We start from the raw sequence: 22,132 nt of genomic DNA, 5'->3' as shown, positions 1-22,132 counted from the left end.
TTTGTGGGAGCGAGCCTGCTCGCGAATGCGGTGGAACAGGCGACATCAATGCTGGATGTCAGACCGCTTTCGCGAGCAGGCTCGCTCCCACATTTTGTACTTCAGCGCCCTTTGAACTGCGCCACGTTCGCCGACCGGGTCTCTGTCTGCACCTGGCCCGCAACGCCCAGACGCTCACCGGTATTGGCATCGAACAACAACACTTTCGATGGATCGAACTGCAGCGTCAGGCTTTCGCCTACCTGCGGTGCCACGTCCGGCGCCAGTCGGCAGCAGACCTTGGTGTCGTTCAAGTTGACGAACACCAGGGTGTCCGGACCGGTCGGTTCGGTGACCTGCACTTCGGCACGGATGCTCGGCAGACCATTGCCCTCGCCATTCGCCAGAACGATCTGCTCCGGGCGCAGGCCAAGGATCACTTCGCGGTCTTCAAGCCCGGCGTCCTGCATGCTCATCGGCAATTCGCAGCGCGCCTGGCCGCTGTCGAGCAGCGCCAGCAGACGACCGTCCTTGCGCTGCAAACGCAGGGGAATGAAGTTCATCGGCGGCGAACCGATGAAACTCGCCACGAACAGGTTGGCCGGGTTGTTGTAGATGTCTTTCGGCGTACCGAATTGCTGAATGATGCCGTCCTTCATCACCGCGACTTTGTCGCCCAGGGTCATCGCTTCGATCTGGTCGTGGGTTACGTAGACCGTGGTGGTTTTCAGGCGCTGGTGCATCAGTTTCATTTCGGTGCGCATCTCGACGCGCAGCTTGGCGTCGAGGTTCGACAGCGGTTCGTCGAACAGATAGATCTTCGGCCGCCGCGCCAGAGCACGACCCATCGCCACGCGCTGCTGCTGACCACCGGAGAGCTGGCCCGGCTTGCGATTGAGCAGGTGTTCGATCTGCAACAGCTTGGCGACGCGGGCGACTTCTTCGTCGATCGCTGCCTGCGGCATCTTGCGGATCTTCAGGCCGAACTCGATGTTCTCGCGCACGCTCATGGTCGGGTACAGCGCGTAGGACTGAAACACCATGGCGATGTCGCGATCCTTGGGGCTCATGCCGCTGACATCCTGATCACCGATCATGATCGCGCCGCCGGTGATGGTTTCCAGACCGGCGATGCAGTTCATCAAGGTCGATTTGCCGCAGCCCGACGGGCCGACGAGGATCAGGAATTCACCGTCCTTGATCGACAGTTCGATGTTCTTCAGGGTGTCCGGCAGGCCGGCCCCGTAGGTCTTGTTTACGTTGCGAAGTTCAAGCGTAGCCATGATTACCCCTTGACCGCGCCGGCCGTCAGCCCGCGCACGAAATACTTGCCTGCGACCACATAGACCAGCAGGGTCGGCAGGCCGGCGATCATCGCCGCTGCCATATCCACGTTGTATTCCTTGGCGCCGGTGCTGGTGTTGACCAGGTTATTGAGCGCCACGGTAATCGGTTGCGAATCACCGCTGGAGAACACCACCCCGAACAGGAAGTCGTTCCAGATCTGGGTGAACTGCCAGATCAGGCAGACCATGATGATCGGCGTCGACATCGGCAGAATGATGCGGCGGAAAATCGTGAAGAACCCGGCGCCATCCAGACGCGCAGCCTTGACCAGCGCGTCGGGAATGCTCACGTAGTAGTTGCGGAAGAACAGCGTGGTGAACGCCAGACCGTAGACCACGTGCACGAAGACCAGGCCGGTGGTGGTGCTCGCCAGGCCCATCTTGCCGAGGGTGAACGAGGCCGGCAGCAGCACGGTCTGGAACGGCAGGAAGCAGCCGAACAGCAGCAGACCGAAGAACAACTGCGAACCACGAAAGCGCCACATCGACAGCACGTAACCGTTCAACGCACCGATGGCGGTGGAGATGATTACCGCCGGTACGGTGATCTTGATCGAGTTCCAGAAGTAGCCGTCAACCGTGGCCCAGGCCTTGACCCAGCCGATGCCGCTGACCACGGTCGGCCAGCTCAGCAGGTTGCCGGTGCTGATGTCTTCCGGGGTCTTGAAGCTGGTCAGCAACATGACCACCAGCGGCACCAGATAGAGGAACACCGCAAGGATCAGCACCGCATAGATTGCGATGCGGCTCAAGCTGATAGCGGGTTTGGCAGCAAGACTAGTCATGACGCTTGGTCCTCAGCTCGGAATACAGGTAAGGCACGATGATCGCGAGGATCGCACCGAGCATCAGAATCGCACTGGCCGAGCCCATGCCCATCTGGCCGCGACTGAAGGTGAAGGAATACATGAACATCGCTGGCAGGTCGGAGGAATAACCCGGACCGCCGGCGGTCATTGCCGCAACGAGGTCGAAGCTCTTGATCGCGATGTGCGCGAGGATCATCACCGCACTGAAGAACACCGGACGCAGGCTTGGCAGCACGACTTTCCAGTAGATGCGCGGCATGCTCGCGCCGTCGATCTGTGCAGCACGGATGATCGATTGATCGACGCCACGCAGGCCGGCGAGGAACATCGCCATGATGAAGCCCGAGGCTTGCCACACAGCGGCGATCACCAGGCAGTAGACCACGCGATCAGGGTCGATCAGCCAGTCCAGACGGAAGCCTTCCCAGCCCCAGTCACGCAACAATTTGTCCAGGCCCATGCCCGGGTTGAGCAGCCACTTCCACGCGGTACCGGTGACGATCATCGAGAGCGCCATCGGGTACAGGTAAATGGTGCGGATAAAGCCTTCGCGACGGATGCGCTGGTCGAGGAAGACCGCCAGCAACACGCCGATCACCAGGGTGATGCCGATGAACATGCCGCCGAACACGGCGAGGTTCTTGCTCGCCACCCACCAGCGATCGTTGTCGAACAACCGCGCGTATTGCGCCAGACCGGCCCACTTGTAGTTGGGCAGGAAAGTCGAGGTGGTGAACGACAGAATGAACGTCCACAGGATGTAGCCATAGAAGCCCACCAGCACGATGAACATGCTCGGCGCCAGCACCAGTTTTGGTAGCCAGCGCTGCAATGCATCGAACGGCGAGGCCTTGCTGAACACAGCAACAGAACTCATGAGCAAATCCAGAAAAGAAAGAGAAGAACAGCTGCAAGCTGCAAGCTACAAGACCAGCAGCGCGCAAGCCTTTAACTTGCAGCTTGAAGCTTGAAGCTTGCAGCTCGCCGTCAAGGCGCCTATTTGGCCGACTGAACCGCCGCGCCGAGTTTCTTCGCCGCATCGGCCGGGTCGGCTTTCGGGTCGTTGATGTAGTTGGTGACTACGTCAAAGAACGCGCCCTGCACGGCCAGCGTGGTCGCCATGTTGTGCGCCATGCTTGGTTGCAGGCCGCCGGACTTGGCGTCCGCGAGGAAGTCCTTGGCAGCGGTCTGTGCGCAGGAGTCGAAGCCGAGCTTGTCCATGTTGTTCAACATGTCGTTGCGTACCGGGATCGAGCCTTTGTTGATGCTGAAGACTTTCTGGAAGTTCTCACCCAGCACGACTTTGGCGATGTCCTGCTGACCGGCCGCAGTGCCTGCGTCCTTCTGCTTGAACACGGCCAGCGAGTCGATGTTGTAGGTGAACGCCTTGTCGGTGCCCGGGAACGCTACGCACTCGTAGTCCTTGCCGGCGACTTTCTTGGCGGCGGTCCATTCGGACTTGGCCCAGTCACCCATGATCTGCATGCCGGCCTTGCCGTTGATGACCTTGGCCGCTTCGAGGTTCCAGTCCTGGCCTTTGCCGTCCGCGTCCATGTAGGTCGCGACTTTCTTGAGCTCGGTGAGCGCCTTGACCATTTCCGGGCCGGTCAGCGCCTTGTTGTCGAGATCGACCAGGGCTTTCTTGTAGCCATCCACGCCCATGACCGAGAGCACCACCGCTTCGAACACGGTGCTGTCCTGCCAAGGCTGACCGCCGTGGGCGAGCGGAATGAAGCCCGCCGCTTTCAGCTTGTCGCCGGCTGCGTAGAACTCTTCGAGGGTGGTTGGATTCTTGGTGATGCCGGCTTTCTTGAAGACTTCCGGGTTGATCCACAGCCAGTTCACGCGGTGAATGTTCACCGGCACGGCCACGTAATCACCGTCGTACTTCACGGTATCGGAGACTTTCTTGTCGAGCAGACTGTCCCACTTTTCCGACTTGGCGACGTCTTTCAAAACGTCGGTGTCGAGCAGGCCGGTCGACGCCCATTCCTGGATGTCCGGGCCTTTGATCTGAGCAACGCCTGGCGGGTTGCCGGCAACGGCACGGCTTTTCAGCACGGTCATGGCAGTCGCACCGCCACCACCGGCGACAGCGCCGTCCTTCCAGGTGAAACCGTCTTTTTCAACTTGGGCCTTGAGCACATCGACAGCGGCTTTTTCGCCACCGGAAGTCCACCAGTGCACGACTTCCACCGAACCTTTGGAATCGGCAGCGGAGACACTGAGCGGCAGGATTGCGAGCGGGAACAGGGAGGCGACAGAAATGACAGTAGCGAGGCGAGAAATCGCATTCATTCGAGATGTACCTTTCTTGTTGTTATGCATTGCAAGTCTGGTGCTTGCGCTGCACGGAGTTTAAACAGAGCGTTTCGCTTCGCAGGTAACGAAGGGACGCGTAAATGTCACGACATGGTTACACAGCAACAGGCCGGGACAACCGCGCCAAAGCTGTGGCCATGCTCGGCGCCAGCGGCAATCGCGGAATCAGCACCGCCTGCCAGGCGTGATACAGATCGGGCTTGCCCGGCCAGATATCGGCACTCGGGACATTCTGCGGATTGAGTTCGTGGTGCCAGCTGCCGTTGCAACGGTCGATGAAATTCGTCTCGCAGAATTCCCAGAACAGCCGGTACCAGCTTTCGTATTGCGCGTCGCCGCTGCGTTTGAGCAAGGCACTGGCGGCGGCGCTGGCTTCGGCATGCGTCCAGTGCAGGCGATGGCGGACCACGGCCCGGTTATCCCAGTCGAGGGTGTAGACAATGCCCGGCGCGCCATCGACATCCCAGCCGTGGCGGCAATTGTTTTCGAAGAGTTTTTGCGCATCGACGGCCAGCCAGCCCGGCGTCAGCATGCCGGCCTGCACCCGCGCGGCTTCAAGATGCAGGAGCAAGCGCGCCCACTCGAAACCGTGGCCCGGCGTGGTGCCGTAAGGACGGAAACCGTCAGCCGGATTGTCGTGGTTGTATTCGCGCAGCGGTTGCCAATCGCGATCGAAGTGTTCGATGACCATGTAGTCGTTGGCTGCAGCGTGACCATGGATCACTCGTTCGACGATGCGCTGGGCGCGCACCAACCAGCGCGGATCGTCGGTGACATCGGCCAGCGCGAGGAATGCTTCGGTCGCGTGCATGTTGCTGTTGGCGCCGCGATAGGCTTCTTCTTCGCTCCAGTCGCGGTTGAAGAATTCGCGCATGGCGCCCTCTTCTTCGCTCCAGAAATAAGTGTCGATGATGTCGATGGCGTCATCGAGCAAAGCCTGGGCGCCGGGCCGTTGCGCGACCACGGCAGAGCTGGCGGCGAGCGCGACAAAGGCGTGCAGGTAGGCGTTCTTGCCGGTGTTGTCGTCGCGATGTTCGGCCACCGCAAACCAGCCGCCGTGCAGCGCATCACGCAGAGGCCCGCGCAACGCGGCGATACCGTGGTCGACCAGCTCGGCAAACCCCGGCAGGCCCTGAATGTGCGCCATGGCGAAGCTGTGCGTCATGCGCGCGGTGTTCATGGTCTCGGCTTGCGCGTGCGCTGGCAAACGGCCGCGTTCGTCGAGGTTGCCGAAGCCTTCGGGCAGTCGTGATGCCTTGGCGAAATCCAGCAGACGCAGGCCTTCGGTAGCGAGCCATTGCTGGTGGGCAGGGGCGTTCAGCCAACTGCTGAAGTCTGGGTGAAAGGTGTCCATGGCGTGACCCTTTTTTGTTGTTAGGACTGCGGGCAGTCTAAACAACGGGCCGGGGCGGGCTTGTAACGAAGGGGACGGGGTTTGTCACTGGCCTGTGACATTTGGATTGATGCGTCTGACGTCTTCGCGAGCGGGCTCGCTCCCACAGGCGAACGCATTCCAACCGTCACAACGCGGGCGAATGTGGGAGCGAGCCTGCTCGCGAAGAACGATAACGCGGTCTGACTAATCAACACTGCGCGGCAACTGCAACGTCACCCGCAGCCCACCTTCACGCAGGTTCTGCAACGTCACCTCGCCGCCATGGCTATGGGCAATGTTGCGCGCAATACCCAGACCGAGTCCGTATCCCTGCTGCTGCCCCGCCAGGCGGAAGTGCGGCTCGAATACTTGCTCCAGCCGCTGCTGCGGCACGCCCGGCCCTTCATCATCGACATGCAGAACAAAGGCGCTGTCATCGTCATCGATGTGCAGGTGCGCGTTCTGTCCATACTTCAAGGCGTTGTCGATCAGGTTGCCGATGCAGCGCTTGAGCGCCAGCGGCTTGCCCGGATACGCCGACAGCGCGCGGCCATGCTGAGTGACGCGGCCATTGCCGTTCGGCGCCAGATACGGCTCGACCAGACAATCGAGGACATGGTTGAGATCCACCGGCTCGATGTTCTCGTGGATGTCGGTGTCTTTCACGCATTGCAACGCGCCTTTGACCAGCAATTCGAGTTCATCCAGATCGCGGCCGAATTTGGCTTGCAGCTGTTCGTCCTCGAGCAGCTCGACGCGCAAACGCAAACGGGTGATCGGCGTGCGCAAGTCGTGGGAAATCGCGCTGAACAACTGGCTGCGCTCGGTCAGGTAGCGGCTGATGCGTTCGCGCATGGTGTTGAACGCGCGACCGACTTCGACCACTTCACTGCCACCGCCCTCCGCCACCGGCTCGACGTCGGCGCCCAGCGACAGATCCCGCGCTGCCCGCGCCAGACGCTTGAGCGGCCGGCTCTGCCAGTGCACCAGCAGGCCGATGAACAACAGCAAGAAGCCGCTGGTGAGGACGATAAACCACACCTGCTGCGCCGGCAGGCCTTGCTCTTCGAGACTGGTGTACGGCTCGGGCAGCAACGAGGCGATGTACAGCCATTCCCCCGGAGCCATTTGAATCTGCGTGACCAGCACCGGCGGATTCACCGGCTCCAGCGTCAACGCGTAATGCGCCCAGGAGCGCGGCAATTCATCAAGTTTCAACCCTGCGTTGAAAATGCGCAGGTCTTCGGGGCTGACGAAGGTCACCGAAATATCCGTGTCATGGCCCAGAGACTGGCGCAGCACTTCGTCCACCGCTTGCATCACCGCAGCCTTGCGCGGCGTCACCGGCAGCACGTCCATGCCCAGCGGCTTATCGTTGAGGGTCACGACAAATCGGGTGCCGCCCATGCTGCGCAACTGATCGAGCACCAGCGGTCGATAGGCCACTGGCAAGGAACGGAAATAGCTGACGCTGGCAGTCATCGAATGCGCCAGGCTGCGGGCACTGGTGACGAGGCCTTCGAGTTGAGTGGCGCGCAACTGCGATACCCAGATCACGCTCGACAGCGTCTGCGCGAACAACACGGCAAGCAGGGTCAGCAGCAGCATCCGCCCGAGCAGCGAGCGCGGCACCGGTATGCGGTTGGCAAATTTGCGTAGCGACTCAGTGAGCATTGCCGGCAACCACATTGGCTGCCAACTGATAACCGCTGCCACGCACGGTGCGGATCAGCCGTGGCGGTTTTTCGGTGTCGCGCAGGCGTTGGCGCAAACGGCTGACGGCCATGTCGACAATGCGATCGAGGGGCATCAGATCGCGGCCACGGGTGGCGTTGCCGATGGTGTCGCGGTCGAGGATTTGCTGCGGATGATCGAGGAACAGTTTCAGCAGGGCGAAATCGGCGCCGGAGAGGATCACTTCCTCGCCGTCGGTGTGGAACAGCCGATGACTGACCGTGTCCAGGCGCCAGTCGTCGAAGACCAGCACTTCGCTGCCGCTGCGTTCGTGGGCGAATTGTGCGCGACGCAGCAGGGCCTTGATCCGCGCTTGCAGTTCGCGCGGGCTGAACGGTTTGCCGAGGTAGTCGTCGGCGCCGAGTTCCAGACCGATCACCCGGTCGGCTTCGTCGGAGCTGGCGGTCAGCATGATGATCGGCACCTGCGCCTGACGCGGATGCTGGCGTACCCAGCGGCACAGGCTGAAACCGTCTTCGTCGGGCAGCATGACATCGAGGATCACCAGATCGCTCGGCGCTTCGTTGAGCGCCTGACGAAAACCGGCACCATCGGCGGTGGCCCGCACCTGGAACCCGGCGCGGGTCAGGTAGGTTTCCAGCAACTCGCGTATTTCCTGGTCGTCATCGACCAACAATATCGACTTGTTGACTGAGCTCACTTCGAAGGCATCCTTGTTGTTGGAGTTGGGGCGGATTATGCCTGATGAACCTGGAAAATTTGTCGCCTGTTGATCGTTCCCATGCTCTGCGTGGGAATGCAGCCCGTGACGCTCCGCGTCACTGGACGCGGAGCGTCCCTTGAGGCGTTCCCACGCGGAGCGTGGGAACGATCTCTATACAGGTGTTGCTTGATCCAGCGCCACACCGGCGCCAACGAGGCCGGAATACGGCGCGGTCACCAGCCACACCGGGATGCCTTTGAAGTAATCGCTCATGCAGCCCTTGTCGGCGAAGCAGCGGGCGAAGCCGCTGGCGAGGAAGAAATCGGCGAAGCGTGGAATCACCCCGCCAACGATGAACACCCCGCCGCGCGCGCCGGTGGTGAGCACGTTGTTGCCGGCGACGCGACCGAGCCAGCAGCAGAACTGCTCGAGCACTTCCAAAGCAATCGGATCACCGGCAAGGCCCGCGGCGGTGATCGCTTCCGGCGTCTCCAGCTTCGGCTCATGGCCATCAACCGCGCAGATCGCCCGGTACAGTCGAGGCAGGCCGCCGCCGCTCAACGCGGTTTCCGCGCTGACATGGCCGATCTCGTTGTAGATGTGTTGCCACAGTTGCGTTTCGCGCGGGCTGCTCAGCGGCAGGTCGACGTGGCCGCCCTCGCCCGGCAACGCGGCAAAGCGTCCTTCGCCGAGATCGAGCAAGGTGCCGACACCCAGGCCAGTGCCCGGGCCGATCACCACCGCCGGGCGCAACGGCTCCGGCGTGCCTTCGCAGACAACGCGGAATTCGCCGGGCTGCAAGCGGGTCATGCCCAGCGCCATCGCCGAGAAGTCGTTGGTCAGCAACAACTGCTCGACCTGCAAGGTCTTGCAGAACGCGCTGCGACTGAGCCGCCAGTGATTGTTGGTGAATTTGAATTCATCGCCGCTCACCGGACCTGCCACCGACAGGCACACCGAGCCGATCGAGCCCGGCGCCAGACCGAGCCCGCTCAGGTACAGAGCGATTGCCTCTTCCGGGCTGGCAAAGTCGGCTGTGGCCAGCACCTGAACCGATTGCAGTTGCTGGTTTTGCCACAACGCGAACCGCGCGTTGGTTCCTCCGATGTCACCGACCAAAGCCAGTTTCAATTAAGCGTCTCCAGGGCAGAAGTGAAGGCGCTGGCGCCCTGCTCCGCCGAGCTGAAGGCCATGCGCATGAAGCCAAACAGCTCGCGGCCGCTGCCAATGTTGTTGCCCAACAGGCCTTTGGCGGGTTCGCGCGCTGCAAATTCGGCGGCGTCGACCTTCAGTTCCAAGGTGCCTTTGACGCCATCGACGCGGATGATATCGCCCTCTTGCACGCGCGCCAAAGCGCCACCGACATAAGCTTCCGGGCTGACGTGAATCGCTGCGGGGATTTTCCCCGACGCGCCGGACATGCGCCCGTCAGTCACCAGCGCCACTTTGAAGCCGCGATCCTGCAGCACGCCGAGGAACGGCGTCATCTTGTGCAGCTCGGGCATGCCGTTGGAACGCGGGCCCTGGAAGCGCATCACGGCGACGAAATCCTTCTCCAGCAGACCGGCCTTGAATGCGTCCGCCAAGTCCTGCTGATCCTGGAACACCATCGCCGGTGCTTCGACGATCTGGTTCTCCAGCGCAACGGCGGAAACCTTCATCACGCCGCGACCGAGGTTGCCTTCCATCACCCGCAAGCCGCCCTCTTGCGAGAACGCACGGGACACCGGACGCAAGATGTTTTCGTCGAGGCTGTCGGTCGGGCCTTCGCGCCAGACCAGCTCGCCGTTATCGAGGAACGGTTCTTTGGTGTACTGGCTCAGGCCATGGCCGAGCACGGTGTTGACGTCTTCATGCAGCAGGCCGGCGCCGAGCAGTTCGCGGATCAGGAACGACATGCCGCCCGCTGCCTGGAAGTGGTTGATGTCGGCTTTGCCGTTCGGGTAGACGTGGCTCAGGGTCGGGACGACTTCGGAGAGGTCGGCCATGTCCTGCCAGGTCAGTTGAATGCCAGCGGCCATAGCGATGGCCGGCATGTGCAGGGTGTGGTTGGTCGAGCCGCCGGTGGCGTGCAGGGCAACGATGGAGTTGACCAGCGCCTTCTCGTCGACGATTTCGCCGATCGGCATGAAGTTGCCGTTCTGCTTGGTCAGGCGCGTGACCTGATGCGCGGCTTCGCGGGTGAGCGCGTCGCGCAGCGGCGTGTTCGGGTTGACGAAAGACGCGCCCGGCAGGTGCAGGCCCATGACTTCCATCAGCAACTGGTTGGTGTTGGCAGTGCCATAGAACGTGCAGGTGCCCGGGCTGTGGTAGGACTTCATCTCCGATTCCAGCAGCTCTTCACGGGTGGCCTTGCCTTCGGCGTACTTCTGGCGGACGTCGGCTTTTTCCTTGTTGGAAATTCCCGAAACCATCGGCCCGCCCGGGACGAAGATCGTTGGCAGATGACCGAAACGCAGCGAACCCATCATCAGGCCCGGGACGATCTTGTCGCAGATGCCGAGCATCAGCGCGCCGTCAAACATGTTGTGCGACAGCGCCACGGCGGTGGACATGGCGATGACTTCGCGGCTCGGCAGGCTCAGTTCCATGCCCGGCTCACCCTGGGTCACGCCATCGCACATGGCCGGAGTGCCGCCGGCGAACTGGCCGACCGAGCCGATTTCGCGCAGGGCGTTCTTGATCTGTTGTGGAAAGACTTCGTACGGCTGGTGCGCCGAAAGCATGTCGTTATACGAAGACACAATGGCGATGTTCGCCGAGTTCATCATCCGCAGGCTGTGCTTGTCTTCAGTGCCGCAACCGGCCACGCCGTGGGCGAAGTTGGCGCATTGCAGCTTGCCGCGCATCGGGCCGTCGGTGGCGGCGCCGCGAATCAATGCAAGGTAAGCCTGACGCGTGGCGCGGCTGCGGGCGATAAGCCGTTCGGTGACCTCAAGAACGCGGGGATGCATGTGTAGAACTCCAGGCTAACGGATGTGGCGACCTGATTGTCTATGCTGATCAAACGCCGTTGTTGTTGGAATGACAGACGGCTTTTTTGACCATTCGGACCAGTTGATTCAGGTCACTCGTTGTAGATAAAACAAAATATTGCCACTAAAAAGGCTTGTTTTCTATTTTTATGCGAATAATCTTGTAATTCCAACAACAAAACGACGGCGGCGCTGTTCCATGACTCTTCGAATTGCAATCAATGGTTTCGGCCGCATCGGCCGTAATGTCCTGCGCGCACTGTATACCCAAGGCTATCGTCAAGACCTGCAGATCGTCGCGATCAACGATCTGGGTGACAGTTCGATCAATGCCCATCTGCTTAAATACGACACCGTCCACGGCACTTTCGACGCCGAAGTGGCGCACGATAACGAAAGCCTGACGGTCAATGGCGACCGCATCGCGGTCAGCGCCATTCGCAACCCGGCCGACCTGCCGTGGGCCGCTGAAAAAATCGACGTAGTGTTCGAATGCACCGGTCTGTTCACCGACCGTGCCAAAGCCGCCGCGCACATCAGCGCCGGCGCCCGCAAGGTGATCATTTCTGCCCCGGCCAAAGGCGCCGACGCCACCGTCGTTTATGGCGTCAACCACGACATTCTGCGTCAGTCGCACCAGATCATTTCCAACGCTTCGTGCACCACCAACTGCCTCGCGCCAGTGGCGCAGGTGCTGCATCGCGAGTTGGGCATCGAAAGCGGCCTGATGACCACCATCCACGCCTACACCAACGACCAGAACCTCACCGACGTCTATCACAGCGACCCGTACCGTGCCCGCTCAGCCACGCAGAACATGATCCCGAGCAAGACCGGCGCAGCCGAAGCGGTAGGCCTGGTGCTGCCGGAACTGGCGGGCAAACTGACCGGCATGGCTGTGCGCGTACCGGTGATCAACGTGTCGCTGGTCGACCTCACCGTGCAACTGAAGAAAGAAGCCAGTGCCGACGAAGTCAACGCCCTGCTGAAAGCGGCCAGCCAGCATTCGAAGATTCTCGGTTACAACACCTTGCCGCTGGTTTCCAGCGACTTCAACCACAACCCGCTGTCGTCAATCTTCGACGCCAACCACACCAAGGTCAGTGGCAAGTTGCTGAAAGTGCTGGCCTGGTACGACAACGAATGGGGCTTCTCCAACCGCATGCTGGATAACTGCCTGGCGTTGTGTAACGCCGAATAATCCCGGCCGGCCCCAAACCCTGTGGGAGCGAGCCTGCTCGCGCAAGCTATCTGTCAGTCAATATGGAGCTGACTGACACAATGCCTTCGCGAGCAGGCTCGCTCCCACAGGAGATCCGATTTCAATTGGAAATCAGCACTTGACCATTCAGCTGGATGATAAGCATTATCATTCGCTCAAAATGGATCAGGTCCTCCCGTGAGTCAATCGCGCTTCAACCACGTCTTCCTCGCCCAGCGCACCTCCCTGCTGCGCACGCTGGAACGGATGGTCAACAATCACAGCACCGCTGAAGACCTGTTGCAGGAGACCTACCTGCGCGTGACCCGGGCGTTGAGCGAGCGGGCCATCGATCACCTTGAACCCTTTGTCTTCCAGACCGCGCGCAATCTGGCGCTGGATCATTTGCGCGCGCGCAAGATTCATGCGCGGACCATGGTCGACGATGTACCACAGGACGTGGTGCAGAGCATCGCCGCGCCGGCCAGCAGCGCCGAAGACGCCGCCCACGCCGAACAATTGCTGGAGCGTTTGAACGTGAGCCTCAGCCAACTCAGCCCGCGCCAGCAGCAGATCTTCATCCTCAGCCGTTTGCACGGGCACAGCTATCAGGAAATCGCTGATGAACTTGATGTTTCGCTGAGCACCGTGCAGAAGGAACTGAAACTGATCATGTCGATCTGCATCGGCGTTGCCGAACGACATAACGGCAGTGGCAAGCTTTGAGCTGCAAGCTCCAAGCGGCAAGCAAAAACGAAATGCAGTAACCCATCCGGCTTGCAGCTTGCAGCTTGAAGCTAGAAACTGCTTCGCCAGAAGCCTTGCTTCGCCAGAAGCCCTGAGGAACCACCGTGACGGACACCCACCGCTCGCCTTCGCCCGATTTGGCGCGGGACGCTGCAGCTGCAATGGACCAGGCGCTGGACTGGCTCATCGTGCTCGGCAGCCCGGATGAGGAACAGACCCGGCAATTTCATGCCTGGCTGGCGGCTGATCCGTTGAATGCCGAAGCATTCGCCAAGGCCCAGGCGATCTGGGACGGCCCGCAAGTCGCACTGTGCGCCGAGGCTCTGGCAGCAAAACCGGTAAAAATCACTTTTCTCAAACGCTTGCGCCCGCACTGGAAACCGCTGGCTACCGCTGCGGTGCTGATCCTCGGGCTGTTCAGTTTCAGTAATTTGCCGATGCGCATTCAAGCGGATCACCTCACCGTGGTTGGCGAGCGTCAGCGGCTGCAACTGGAGGACGGCTCGAAGGTCCTGCTCAATACCAACTCGGCGTTTTCCAGCACCATCAACGATCAACAGCGCGTGGCGCGGCTGTTTCAGGGCGAGGCGTTTTTCGAGATCGCCAGCGGGCGCAATCAGCCGCTGGAGATCGACGCAGGTCCGGTAACGGCTAGCGTGCACGACACCGCATTCGCCGTGCGCTACCTCGACGGGGTCGCACAAGTGAACGTGCAGCGTGGCGATGTCGATCTGCGCGCCACCCACAACGATGCCCGGGTGCGCCTGCGCGCCGGGGAAAGCATTCGCATCGGTCCCAACGGATTTGATCGCCCGGCCAAGCTCGACGCCAATGCCGATCTGGCCTGGGTTGAAGGCCGCCTGGTGTTCGAGAACTGCCCGCTGAATCAGGTGCTGGCCGAGCTGCGCCGCTACTATCCGGGCTGGATCATCAACAACAACGAGCAACTGGCCGACGTCGCCGTCACCGGCAATTACCGTCTCGACCAGCCGCTCGACGTGGTCCGCTCCCTCGCCCACATCACCTCGGCGCGCCTGCAGGAATTCCCTGCGCTGGTGATTCTGAACTGAATGAGAACTATTTTTACTCGATAGCCAATGGCAGTACGTCTCGTTATAGCCAATGCAATTGATTCGCATCTAACCATGCCGATCAGCACCTATAAAGATTCGTGCGACACGGAGCGCTATCGATGTCCTCACGCCTAACCCGCCAGACTGCTTCCCCTTCCCGCGTACTGTCGCTGCTGACTGCGGCGATTCTCATGGCCGGCACCGCGCCGCTGCTCGCCGCCGCCGAGCAACCGGCGCGCAACATGGGCGATTACGCCTTCGCCATCGGCCAGCAACCACTGGTTTCGGCATTGAATGCCTTTACCGCCGTGACCGGTTGGCAGGTCGGATTGCCGGCCGAGTTGGGGCAGAACGTCTCGTCGCCGGGCGTGCGCGGTTCGCTGCCGCCGGAGAAAGCCCTCGAGCGCCTGTTGGTGGGGACCAACCTGAGCTTTCGCAAGCTGAGCAACAACAATGTCGTGCTGGAAAAACGCAACAGCAGCGGCACCCTCAATCTCGATCAGGTGACCATCAGCGCCACTCGCCAGGAACAGTCGGTCAACAGCGTGCCCTCGACGGTCAGCGTGCAGGATCGCCAAGCGCTTGACCGCAACAACGTCAATACCATCAAGGATCTGGTGCGCTACGAGCCAGGCGTTTCCGTTGGCGGTGCCGGTCAGCGCGGCGGCATCAGTGGCTACAACATTCGCGGTATCGACGGCGACCGCATCCTGACTCAAGTCGATGGCGTGGAAATCCCCAACGGCTTCTTCAACGGCCCGTATGCCAAGAGCCAGCGCAACTACGTCGACCCGGAAATCGTCAAGCGCGTGGAAATCCTGCGCGGCCCGGCCTCGGTGCTGTACGGCAGCAACGCCATCGGCGGCGCGGTCAGCTACTACACGCTGGACGCCGACGACATCATCAAACCGGGCAAGGACGTCGGCGCGCGCCTGAAAAGCGGTTACAGCTCCGCCGATGACAGCTGGCTGAAGTCCGCCACCGTCGCCGGGCGCAGCGGTGAGTTCGACGGTCTGCTGCATTACAGCCAGCGAGACGGACACGAAACCGAGTCCTTCGGCGGCAACAACGGCACCGGCCTTGCGCGCACTGCCGCCAACCCGGAAGACGTGCGCGCAACCAACGTCCTGGCCAAGCTCGGCTGGAACTACAACGACGATTCGCGCCTGGGCCTGACCTACGAAAAGTACAAGGACGATCGCGACACCGACCAGAAAAGTGCCTACGGCGGCCCGTACGCCAATGGTGCGCCGACCATCCCGAGCAGCGTCCTGCCCGGCGGTATGTACCAATGGCGCACCGGTAACGACACCATCACTCGCGAGCGTTTCGGCATCGAACACTCGTTCGCCCTCGACAGCCTGCTGGTCGATAACGTCAAGTGGAGCCTCAACCACCAGATCGCCAAGACCGACCAGAGCACCGAAGAGTTCTACTACCCCATCACTCGTAAAGTGCTGCGTACCCGCGACACGATCTACGAAGAAAAACAGTGGGTGTTCGACGCGCAACTGGACAAGGCCTTTGCCATCGGTGACACCGATCACCTGCTGACTTACGGCACCACGATCAAACAGCAGAAAGTCACCGGTTCACGCAGCGGCGACGGCACATGCCTGGCGGTCGGCCGTGGCTGCACGGCGATTGGCGCGACCAGTGCGGCGGATGTACTGGCCAAGGCCTCTGATTTCCCCGATCCGACCATCAACACCTACAGCCTGTTCGCTCAGGATCAGATCAGCTGGAACGACTGGACCTTCCTGCCGGGCCTGCGCTACGACTACACCCAGCTCAAGCCGCACATCACCCGGGAATTCCTCAACACCATAAATGCCGATGGCAAAGGCACGGTCAGCGACAAGAACAAGACCTGGCACAAAGTCTCGCCGAAATTCGGCCTGACCTACGCGCTGACGGACAACTACACCTGGTACGGCCAGTACGCCGAAGGCTTCCGCACGCCCACGGCAAAATCGCTGTACGGGCGTTTCGAGAACAGCGCCACCGGCTATACCGTTGCGCCAAATTCTGGCCTCGAGCCGGAGAAAAGCAAAGGCTTCGAAACCGGCCTGCGCGGGAATTTCGAGCAGGGTTCGTTCGACGTCGCGGTGTTCTATAACAAGTACCGCGATTTCATCAACGAGGACGCGGTCAAGCCGGGCGATGATCGGTTGACCTTCCAGAGCAACAACATCAAGCGCGCCACCATCAAGGGCGCGGAAGTCAAAGGTCGCTTGAATCTGGACGCGTTCGGCGCGCCGCAAGGCCTGTATACCCAAGGTTCGATCGCCTACGCCTACGGGCGCAACAGCGACAACGGCGAGCCGATCAACAGCGTCAACCCGCTCACCGGCGTGTTCGGCCTCGGTTACGACCAGGACAACTATGGCGGTCTGCTGAGCTGGACCGTGGTGAAGAAAAAGGACCGCGTCGACGACAGCAATTTCAAATCGCCGGACGGCGTCAGCAGTCAGTTCAAAACCCCGGGCTTCGGCATTCTCGATCTGGCCGGCTATTACAAGGTGACCGACGACGTCACCGTCAGCGGCGGCGTCTACAACCTGACCGACAAGAAGTACTGGCTGTGGGATGACGTGCGCGGTTACGACAGCGTTGGCGAAGCCTCGGTGACGCAACCGGCCAACCTCGATCGGCTGACCCAACCGGGACGCAACTTCGCGATCAACCTGATCTGGGACATCTGATCCGCCCGGCCTCATTGCGCGTGTTCGCGCCGCGCAGTGAGGTTTTTTTACTGTCCGCCGCCCGCCCGTACGTCTTGTTATCAAGCGCCTCATTTATCAAGGACACCCCATGACTGCCTCGGAAAAAACCTTGCGTTCGCAACGCCTGAACCAGATCACCCATGAGCCGCACAGCAAACTCGATGCGCTGGTCAAAGCCCACGCACCCTTCGAAACCCGCGCCAGCTTCGCCCGTTTCGTCGTCGCGCAATACCTGTTCCAGGCGGAACTGGTCGAGCTGTACAACGATGCCGAACTGACCGCGATCGTCCCGGATCTGCCGGCCCGTTGCCGCGCTGAAGCGGCCAGGGCTGACCTCGCCGACCTCGACACCGATGTCCCGCCCCCGGTGGCCGGCGCGCTGAAAAACCCGAGCAAGGCGCGGGCGCTGGGCTGGATCTTTGTTTCCGAGGGTTCCAAGCTCGGCGCGGCGTTCCTGATCAAGCGTGCCGTGGCACTGGAGCTGAGCGAAACCTTCGGTGCCCGGCATCTCGCAGAACCGCAAGGTGGCCGCGCCGAGGGCTGGAAAAGCTTTGTGCGCACCCTCGATGCGTTGCCGTTCACGGCGGAGGAAGAGGCGGAAGTTGATCAAGGTGCACTGGATGCGTTCAACCGCTTCACCGTGCTGCTGGAGCGGGCTTATGCCATAGAAGCCGAAGTGGCCTGAGCGCCACGAATATCCCTGTGTAGGAGCTGCCGAAGGCTGCGATCTTTTGATGTTGCTTTAAAGATCAAAAGATCGCAGCCTTCGGCAGCTCCTACAGGGGTCTGCGTAAGTCTGTAAGATCCCCGTTCCGCTTCAGAAGCCACCGCTGAGCCATGCCCGCACCCGCCCCATCAAAACTCGCCCGTCTGCTGTTCGGCCTGCTGGCCTATGTCAGCCTCGGCATTGGCCTGATCGCCATCGTCGTGCCCGGCCTGCCGACCACCGAGTTCATCCTCCTTGCCGCGTGGGCCGCGACCCGCAGTTCGCCGCGCTTGAGTGCGTGGCTGGAGAATCATCGCCTGTTCGGGCCGATCCTCAGTAACTGGCGCAACGGCAGGATCATCGCGCGCAAGGCCAAGCTCAGTGCCACCGTCAGCATGCTGCTGTGTGCGACGTTGATGCTGGTGATGCTCGATCACGGCTGGCCGATCTATCTGGCGATTGCCGGCATGGGCCTGGGCAACCTGTGGATCTGGTCGCGCCCGGAGACGCCCGTCGCGGTAGTGAAACATCCCTGTAATTAAAGCCTTTTCAGCATTTTCCCCTGCGCAAACGTTTAGCAGCGACCGTCCGTCGGCAAGCGCCTCATGCCGTTTCGCTTAACGCCGATGAGGATTGAATGGCGCTGAATGGATTTGGCAAACCGGGCTCCCGGCCCAGCCACCTATTTATTCCATTCGCGAGATCGCCCCATGTTCGACTCTCTTTCCATTCGCCTGAAAATCGTCCTGCTCTCCGGCCTGTGCCTGCTCGGAGTGGTGGCGCTGATTGTCAGCATGAACATCTACCAGACCAACCAGAACGACGCGCTGGTCAGTCAATCCAGCAACCAGTTGCTCACCGCCAGCGTGCAGAACCTGTTGCAGGCCAAGGCCGCCGAGCAAGCGGTGCGGGTGCAGAAAACCTTTGGTGAAAGCCTGCTGGTGGTCACCGCCCTCGCCGATCAGATCAAGGATCTGCGGACGATGGCGGCCAAGCGTTCACTCGAAGCCGGCGCCGTTCGGGAAGAGTTGAACCAGAGTCTGAAAACCGCTTTCGAGCGCAACGATAAAGTCCTCGGTATCTGGTTGGCCTTCGAACCCAACGGCCTCGACGGCAAGGACAGCGAATTCGCCAACGATGCCGCGCGGCAGTCCAACGAAGCCGGGCGCTTCGCCTCGTACTGGAGCCGTGCCGCCGGCGCCGCGCTGAATACAATCATGGTCGAAGACGACCTGACCAAAACCACCCTCAGCGTCAGCGGCACGCCGTACAACAGTTGGTACACCTGCCCTCGCGACAACAAACGCACCTGCCTGCTAGACCCTTATGCCGACACCGTCGGTGGCAAGGAAATGCTCATGACGACCATTTCCGTTCCGCTGCTGGCCGACGGCAAAGCGATCGGCGTGGTCGGTGTCGACATCGCGCTCGACGCCCTGCAAGCCGCCGCCGTCGACTCGCAGCGCAGCCTGTTCAACAACGCCGGGCACATGCTGATCGTCTCCGGCAGCGGCGTGCTGGCGGCCGACAGTGCTGACCCGACGCGAGTGGGCAAAAAAATCAGCGACACCCTCGGCGCCGATGGCAAGGATGTATTGCAACTGGTCGGCAGCGGCACGGCAAAAATTCTCCAACAGGGCGAGCTGATTCGCGCGGTTTACCCGGTCGACCCGATCGGCAATTCGCGCGCCTGGGGCGTGGTCATCGACCTGCCCGAGCACGTGCTGCTGGCCGACTCGGTGAAACTGCAAGCGGTGCTGGATGACGCGCAACAAACCGGCGTCATCACTGCCCTGCTGGTGGCGGGCGTGGCCGGTCTGGTCGGCCTGCTGCTGATCTGGCTCACCGCCTCCGGCGTCACCCGTCCGATCAACAGCGTCGCCGACATGTTGAAGAACATCGCCAGCGGCGAAGGCGATCTGACCCAGCGCCTGAACTACAGCAAGAAAGATGAACTGGGCGAACTGGTGAACTGGTTCAACCGCTTCCTCGACAAGCTTCAACCGACCATCGCGCAGATCAAACAGAGCATCACCGAAGCACGTGGCACGGCTGATCAGTCATCGGAAATTGCCCGCCAGACCAGCGAAGGCATGCAGGTGCAATTCCGCGAGATCGATCAGGTCGCCACCGCGTCCAACGAAATGAGCGCCACTGCCCACGACGTCGCCAACAGTGCCTCGAACGCCGCCAACGCCGCCAAGGGCGCCGATCAGTCGGCGAAGGACGGCATGGCGATCATCGAGCGCAGCACCCGCGACATCAATCAACTGGCCGATGAAGTCAGCAAAGCGGTGACCGAAGTCGAAGCGCTGGCGGTCAACAGCGAGCAGATCGGCTCGGTGCTGGAAGTGATTCGCAGCATCGCCGAACAGACCAACCTGCTGGCTCTCAACGCCGCCATCGAAGCCGCCCGCGCCGGCGAAAGCGGTCGCGGTTTTGCCGTGGTCGCCGACGAGGTGCGCAACCTCGCCAAGCGCACGCAGGATTCGGTGGAAGAAATCCGCATCGTCATCGAGCGCATTCAGACCGGCACCCGTGGCGTGGTCGCGACCATGCACTCGAGCCAGACCCAGGCGCACAACAATGCCGGGCAGATTCGTCAGGCGGTCGATGCACTGGGCAAGATCAGCGACGCGGTGACGGTGATCAGCGACATGAACCTGCAGATCGCCAGCGCCGCCGAAGAGCAAAGCGCAGTGGCCGAAGAGGTCAACCGCAACGTCTCGGCGATTCGCACCGTCACCGAAACCCTGACCGAACAGGCCACCGAATCGGCAGCGATCAGCAGCCAGCTCAACAGCCTGGCGAGCCAGCAGATGAAATTGATGGATCAGTTTCGCGTGTAACTATCCAGCATAAATCCCTGTGGGAGCGAGCCTGCTCGCGAAGCGGTCGTCATATCCAACATCTGTGTTGACTGACACGACGCCTTCGCGAGCAGGCTCGCTCCCACAGGGGAAACGGGTTCACACCCTGGTTTCATCTAAACCGCGATTCTTTTGCACTATCATCGCCCTCTCGTTCCGGAGGGCCTCCGATGACTGATCTGCTCACGTCCATCCAAACCGCACTCGACTTGCCTCACACGCCGATCCCCTTCACCGGTGACGGCGCCCTGCCCTCGGCGTTCGCCGTGACCGAGCTGGCCTGCGCCAGCATCGCCGCTGCCGGGCAAGCGCTCAGCGAATTGCTTCACCAGCAAACCGGGCATTTGCCTGCGGTTGCAGTCGACCGCCGTCTGGCCTCGTTATGGTTCTCCACCTCGCTGCGCCCGATCGGCTGGCAGGTGCCGCCCTTATGGGATGCGATCGCCGGCGACTATGCGACCCGGGACGGCTGGATCCGTCTGCACACCAACGCCCCGCACCACCGCGCCGCCGCAGAACGCGTGCTCGGTGCCTGCGCCGATCGTGCCGCAATGGCGGCGAAAGTCGCACAGTGGGCGAGCGCGGAGCTTGAACAGGCGGTGATCGATGCCAAGGGCTGCGCCGCCGAAATGCGCAGTTGGGCGCAGTGGCAGCAGCATCCGCAAGGGCTGGCGGTGAATGCCGAAGCGCTGGTGCAGTTCATCGAGCAGACGGACGAGAACCGCAGCCCATGGCAAGGTTCGATCGCACGACCGCTGGCCGGGGTCAAGGTGCTGGATCTGACCCGCGTCCTCGCCGGCCCCACCGCCAGCCGCTTTCTCGCCGGGCTGGGCGCCAACGTCTTGCGCATCGATCCACCGAGCTGGAACGAACCCGGTGTGGTCCCGGAAATGACCGTGGGCAAACGCTGTGCGCGGCTGGATCTGCAGGCTCCTGCGGATCGCGCGGTGTTTGAAGGCCTGTTGAAAGACGCCGACATTCTGCTGCACGGCTACCGCGCCGATGCGCTGGAAAATCTGGGGTTTGGTATTGAACGCCGAAGGCAACTGGCACCGGGGCTGATCGACGTCTGTCTCAACGCCTACGGCTGGAGCGGCCCCTGGCAGAACCGCCGGGGTTTCGACAGCCTGGTGCAGATGAGCAGCGGCATCGCCGAGGCCGGACAGCATTGGAAGCACAGCGATAAACCGACGCCGCTGCCGGTGCAGGCGCTGGATCATGCGACCGGGTATCTGATGGCGGCGAGTGCAATAAGGCTGCTGACTGAACGACTGGCCAGCGGTCGCGGGGGGTCGGCGCGGTTGTCGCTGGCACGGACGGCGAAGCTGTTGCTCGAGCATGGGCCGGGGACGCATGACCCGCTGCGGGCCGAAGAAGCGCAGGATCAGGATCCGGCGATTGAACACACCGCGTGGGGGCCGGCGCGGCGGTTGCGCGTACCGGTGCAGATCAGCGGGGCGGCGGTGCGGTGGGATTTGCCCGCCGCCGAATTGGGGTCACATCGGGCGCAGTGGTGATTTTGAGGCCGCCTTCGCGAGCAGGCTCGCTCCCACATGGATTCGCGTAGTCCTGTGGGAGCGAGCCTGCTCGCGAAGGGGGCCTGCC

17 protein-coding genes and 1 pseudogene are annotated in these 22,132 nt (G+C 61.6%); 9 read left to right on the top strand and 9 right to left on the bottom strand.

Going from position 1 to position 22,132, the window contains the following annotated elements; all coding sequences use genetic code 11:
- Positions 1-101 precede the first annotated feature (101 nt).
- The 9 genes from AB4N47_RS03170 to edd form a co-directional block, all read right to left on the bottom strand.
- The gene (locus AB4N47_RS03170; RefSeq protein ID WP_073472036.1) at positions 102-1,262 is read right to left on the bottom strand and encodes an ABC transporter ATP-binding protein; all 1,161 of its coding nucleotides are present in this window, start codon (positions 1,260-1,262) and stop codon (positions 102-104) included.
- 2 nt (positions 1,263-1,264) lie between these two features.
- On the bottom strand, positions 1,265-2,110 hold the full coding sequence (locus AB4N47_RS03165; protein ID WP_039758116.1) for a carbohydrate ABC transporter permease: 846 nt from the start codon (positions 2,108-2,110) through the stop codon (positions 1,265-1,267).
- Entirely contained in the window at positions 2,103-3,011 is a 909-nt protein-coding gene (locus AB4N47_RS03160) for a carbohydrate ABC transporter permease (protein ID WP_016773533.1), read from the bottom strand. Before AB4N47_RS03160 ends, AB4N47_RS03165 begins: the two co-directional genes overlap by 8 nt.
- A 119-nt stretch (positions 3,012-3,130) precedes the next feature.
- Positions 3,131-4,432: an ABC transporter substrate-binding protein gene (locus tag AB4N47_RS03155; protein WP_024014061.1), complete on the bottom strand. Its 1,302-nt coding sequence runs from the start codon at positions 4,430-4,432 to the stop codon at positions 3,131-3,133.
- A gap of 118 nt (positions 4,433-4,550) precedes the next feature.
- The gene (locus tag AB4N47_RS03150; RefSeq protein ID WP_341638956.1) at positions 4,551-5,810 is read right to left on the bottom strand and encodes a D-mannose isomerase; all 1,260 of its coding nucleotides are present in this window, start codon (positions 5,808-5,810) and stop codon (positions 4,551-4,553) included.
- A gap of 225 nt (positions 5,811-6,035) precedes the next feature.
- Positions 6,036-7,505, bottom strand: coding sequence for an ATP-binding protein (locus AB4N47_RS03145; RefSeq protein WP_016773530.1), 1,470 nt, complete (start codon positions 7,503-7,505; stop codon positions 6,036-6,038).
- Positions 7,495-8,226: a response regulator gene (locus AB4N47_RS03140; RefSeq protein WP_016773529.1), complete on the bottom strand. Its 732-nt coding sequence runs from the start codon at positions 8,224-8,226 to the stop codon at positions 7,495-7,497. The genes AB4N47_RS03145 and AB4N47_RS03140 overlap by 11 nt, the downstream gene beginning before the upstream one ends.
- A gap of 174 nt (positions 8,227-8,400) precedes the next feature.
- Positions 8,401-9,360 carry a glucokinase gene (locus tag AB4N47_RS03135; protein ID WP_336342207.1) on the bottom strand — a complete coding sequence of 320 codons (960 nt, stop codon included), beginning with the start codon at positions 9,358-9,360 and terminating at the stop codon, positions 8,401-8,403.
- Positions 9,357-11,183 (bottom strand): phosphogluconate dehydratase, encoded by a 1,827-nt coding sequence (gene edd, locus AB4N47_RS03130; RefSeq protein WP_016773527.1) that lies wholly within the window; start codon positions 11,181-11,183, stop codon positions 9,357-9,359. The genes AB4N47_RS03135 and edd overlap by 4 nt, the downstream gene beginning before the upstream one ends.
- 220 nt (positions 11,184-11,403) lie before the next feature.
- Between edd and gap the strand changes: the two genes are divergently transcribed.
- The 9 genes and pseudogenes from gap (at position 11,404) to AB4N47_RS03085 (ending at position 22,044) form a co-directional block, all read left to right on the top strand.
- Complete coding sequence (gap, locus tag AB4N47_RS03125; protein ID WP_016773526.1) at positions 11,404-12,405, top strand: type I glyceraldehyde-3-phosphate dehydrogenase; 1,002 nt, start codon at positions 11,404-11,406, stop codon at positions 12,403-12,405.
- A 198-nt stretch (positions 12,406-12,603) separates the two neighbouring features.
- A complete protein-coding gene (locus AB4N47_RS03120) occupies positions 12,604-13,131 on the top strand; it encodes an RNA polymerase sigma factor (RefSeq protein ID WP_076563927.1) in 528 nt (175 codons plus the stop codon).
- A gap of 125 nt (positions 13,132-13,256) precedes the next feature.
- A complete protein-coding gene (locus AB4N47_RS03115) occupies positions 13,257-14,222 on the top strand; it encodes a FecR family protein (protein ID WP_341638954.1) in 966 nt (321 codons plus the stop codon).
- 122 nt (positions 14,223-14,344) lie between these two features.
- Complete coding sequence (locus AB4N47_RS03110) at positions 14,345-16,930, top strand: TonB-dependent receptor (protein WP_341638953.1); 2,586 nt, start codon at positions 14,345-14,347, stop codon at positions 16,928-16,930.
- Positions 16,931-17,039: 109 nt separating this feature from the next.
- The gene (locus AB4N47_RS03105) at positions 17,040-17,636 is read left to right on the top strand and encodes a biliverdin-producing heme oxygenase (protein WP_341638952.1); all 597 of its coding nucleotides are present in this window, start codon (positions 17,040-17,042) and stop codon (positions 17,634-17,636) included.
- A 152-nt stretch (positions 17,637-17,788) separates the two neighbouring features.
- Positions 17,789-18,199: a YbaN family protein gene (locus tag AB4N47_RS03100; RefSeq protein WP_071173352.1), complete on the top strand. Its 411-nt coding sequence runs from the start codon at positions 17,789-17,791 to the stop codon at positions 18,197-18,199.
- A gap of 105 nt (positions 18,200-18,304) precedes the next feature.
- A pseudogene (locus AB4N47_RS03095) lies at positions 18,305-19,648 on the top strand (methyl-accepting chemotaxis protein); the annotation flags it as partial.
- A gap of 102 nt (positions 19,649-19,750) precedes the next feature.
- Complete coding sequence (locus AB4N47_RS03090; RefSeq protein ID WP_371699605.1) at positions 19,751-20,506, top strand: methyl-accepting chemotaxis protein; 756 nt, start codon at positions 19,751-19,753, stop codon at positions 20,504-20,506.
- A gap of 191 nt (positions 20,507-20,697) precedes the next feature.
- Positions 20,698-22,044 (top strand): CoA transferase, encoded by a 1,347-nt coding sequence (locus tag AB4N47_RS03085; RefSeq protein WP_341638950.1) that lies wholly within the window; start codon positions 20,698-20,700, stop codon positions 22,042-22,044.
- Positions 22,045-22,132 lie beyond the last annotated feature (88 nt).

The organism is Pseudomonas sp. S3_G06 (assembly GCF_054667565.1).
This window is presented reverse-complemented; position numbering and strand designations above follow the sequence as displayed.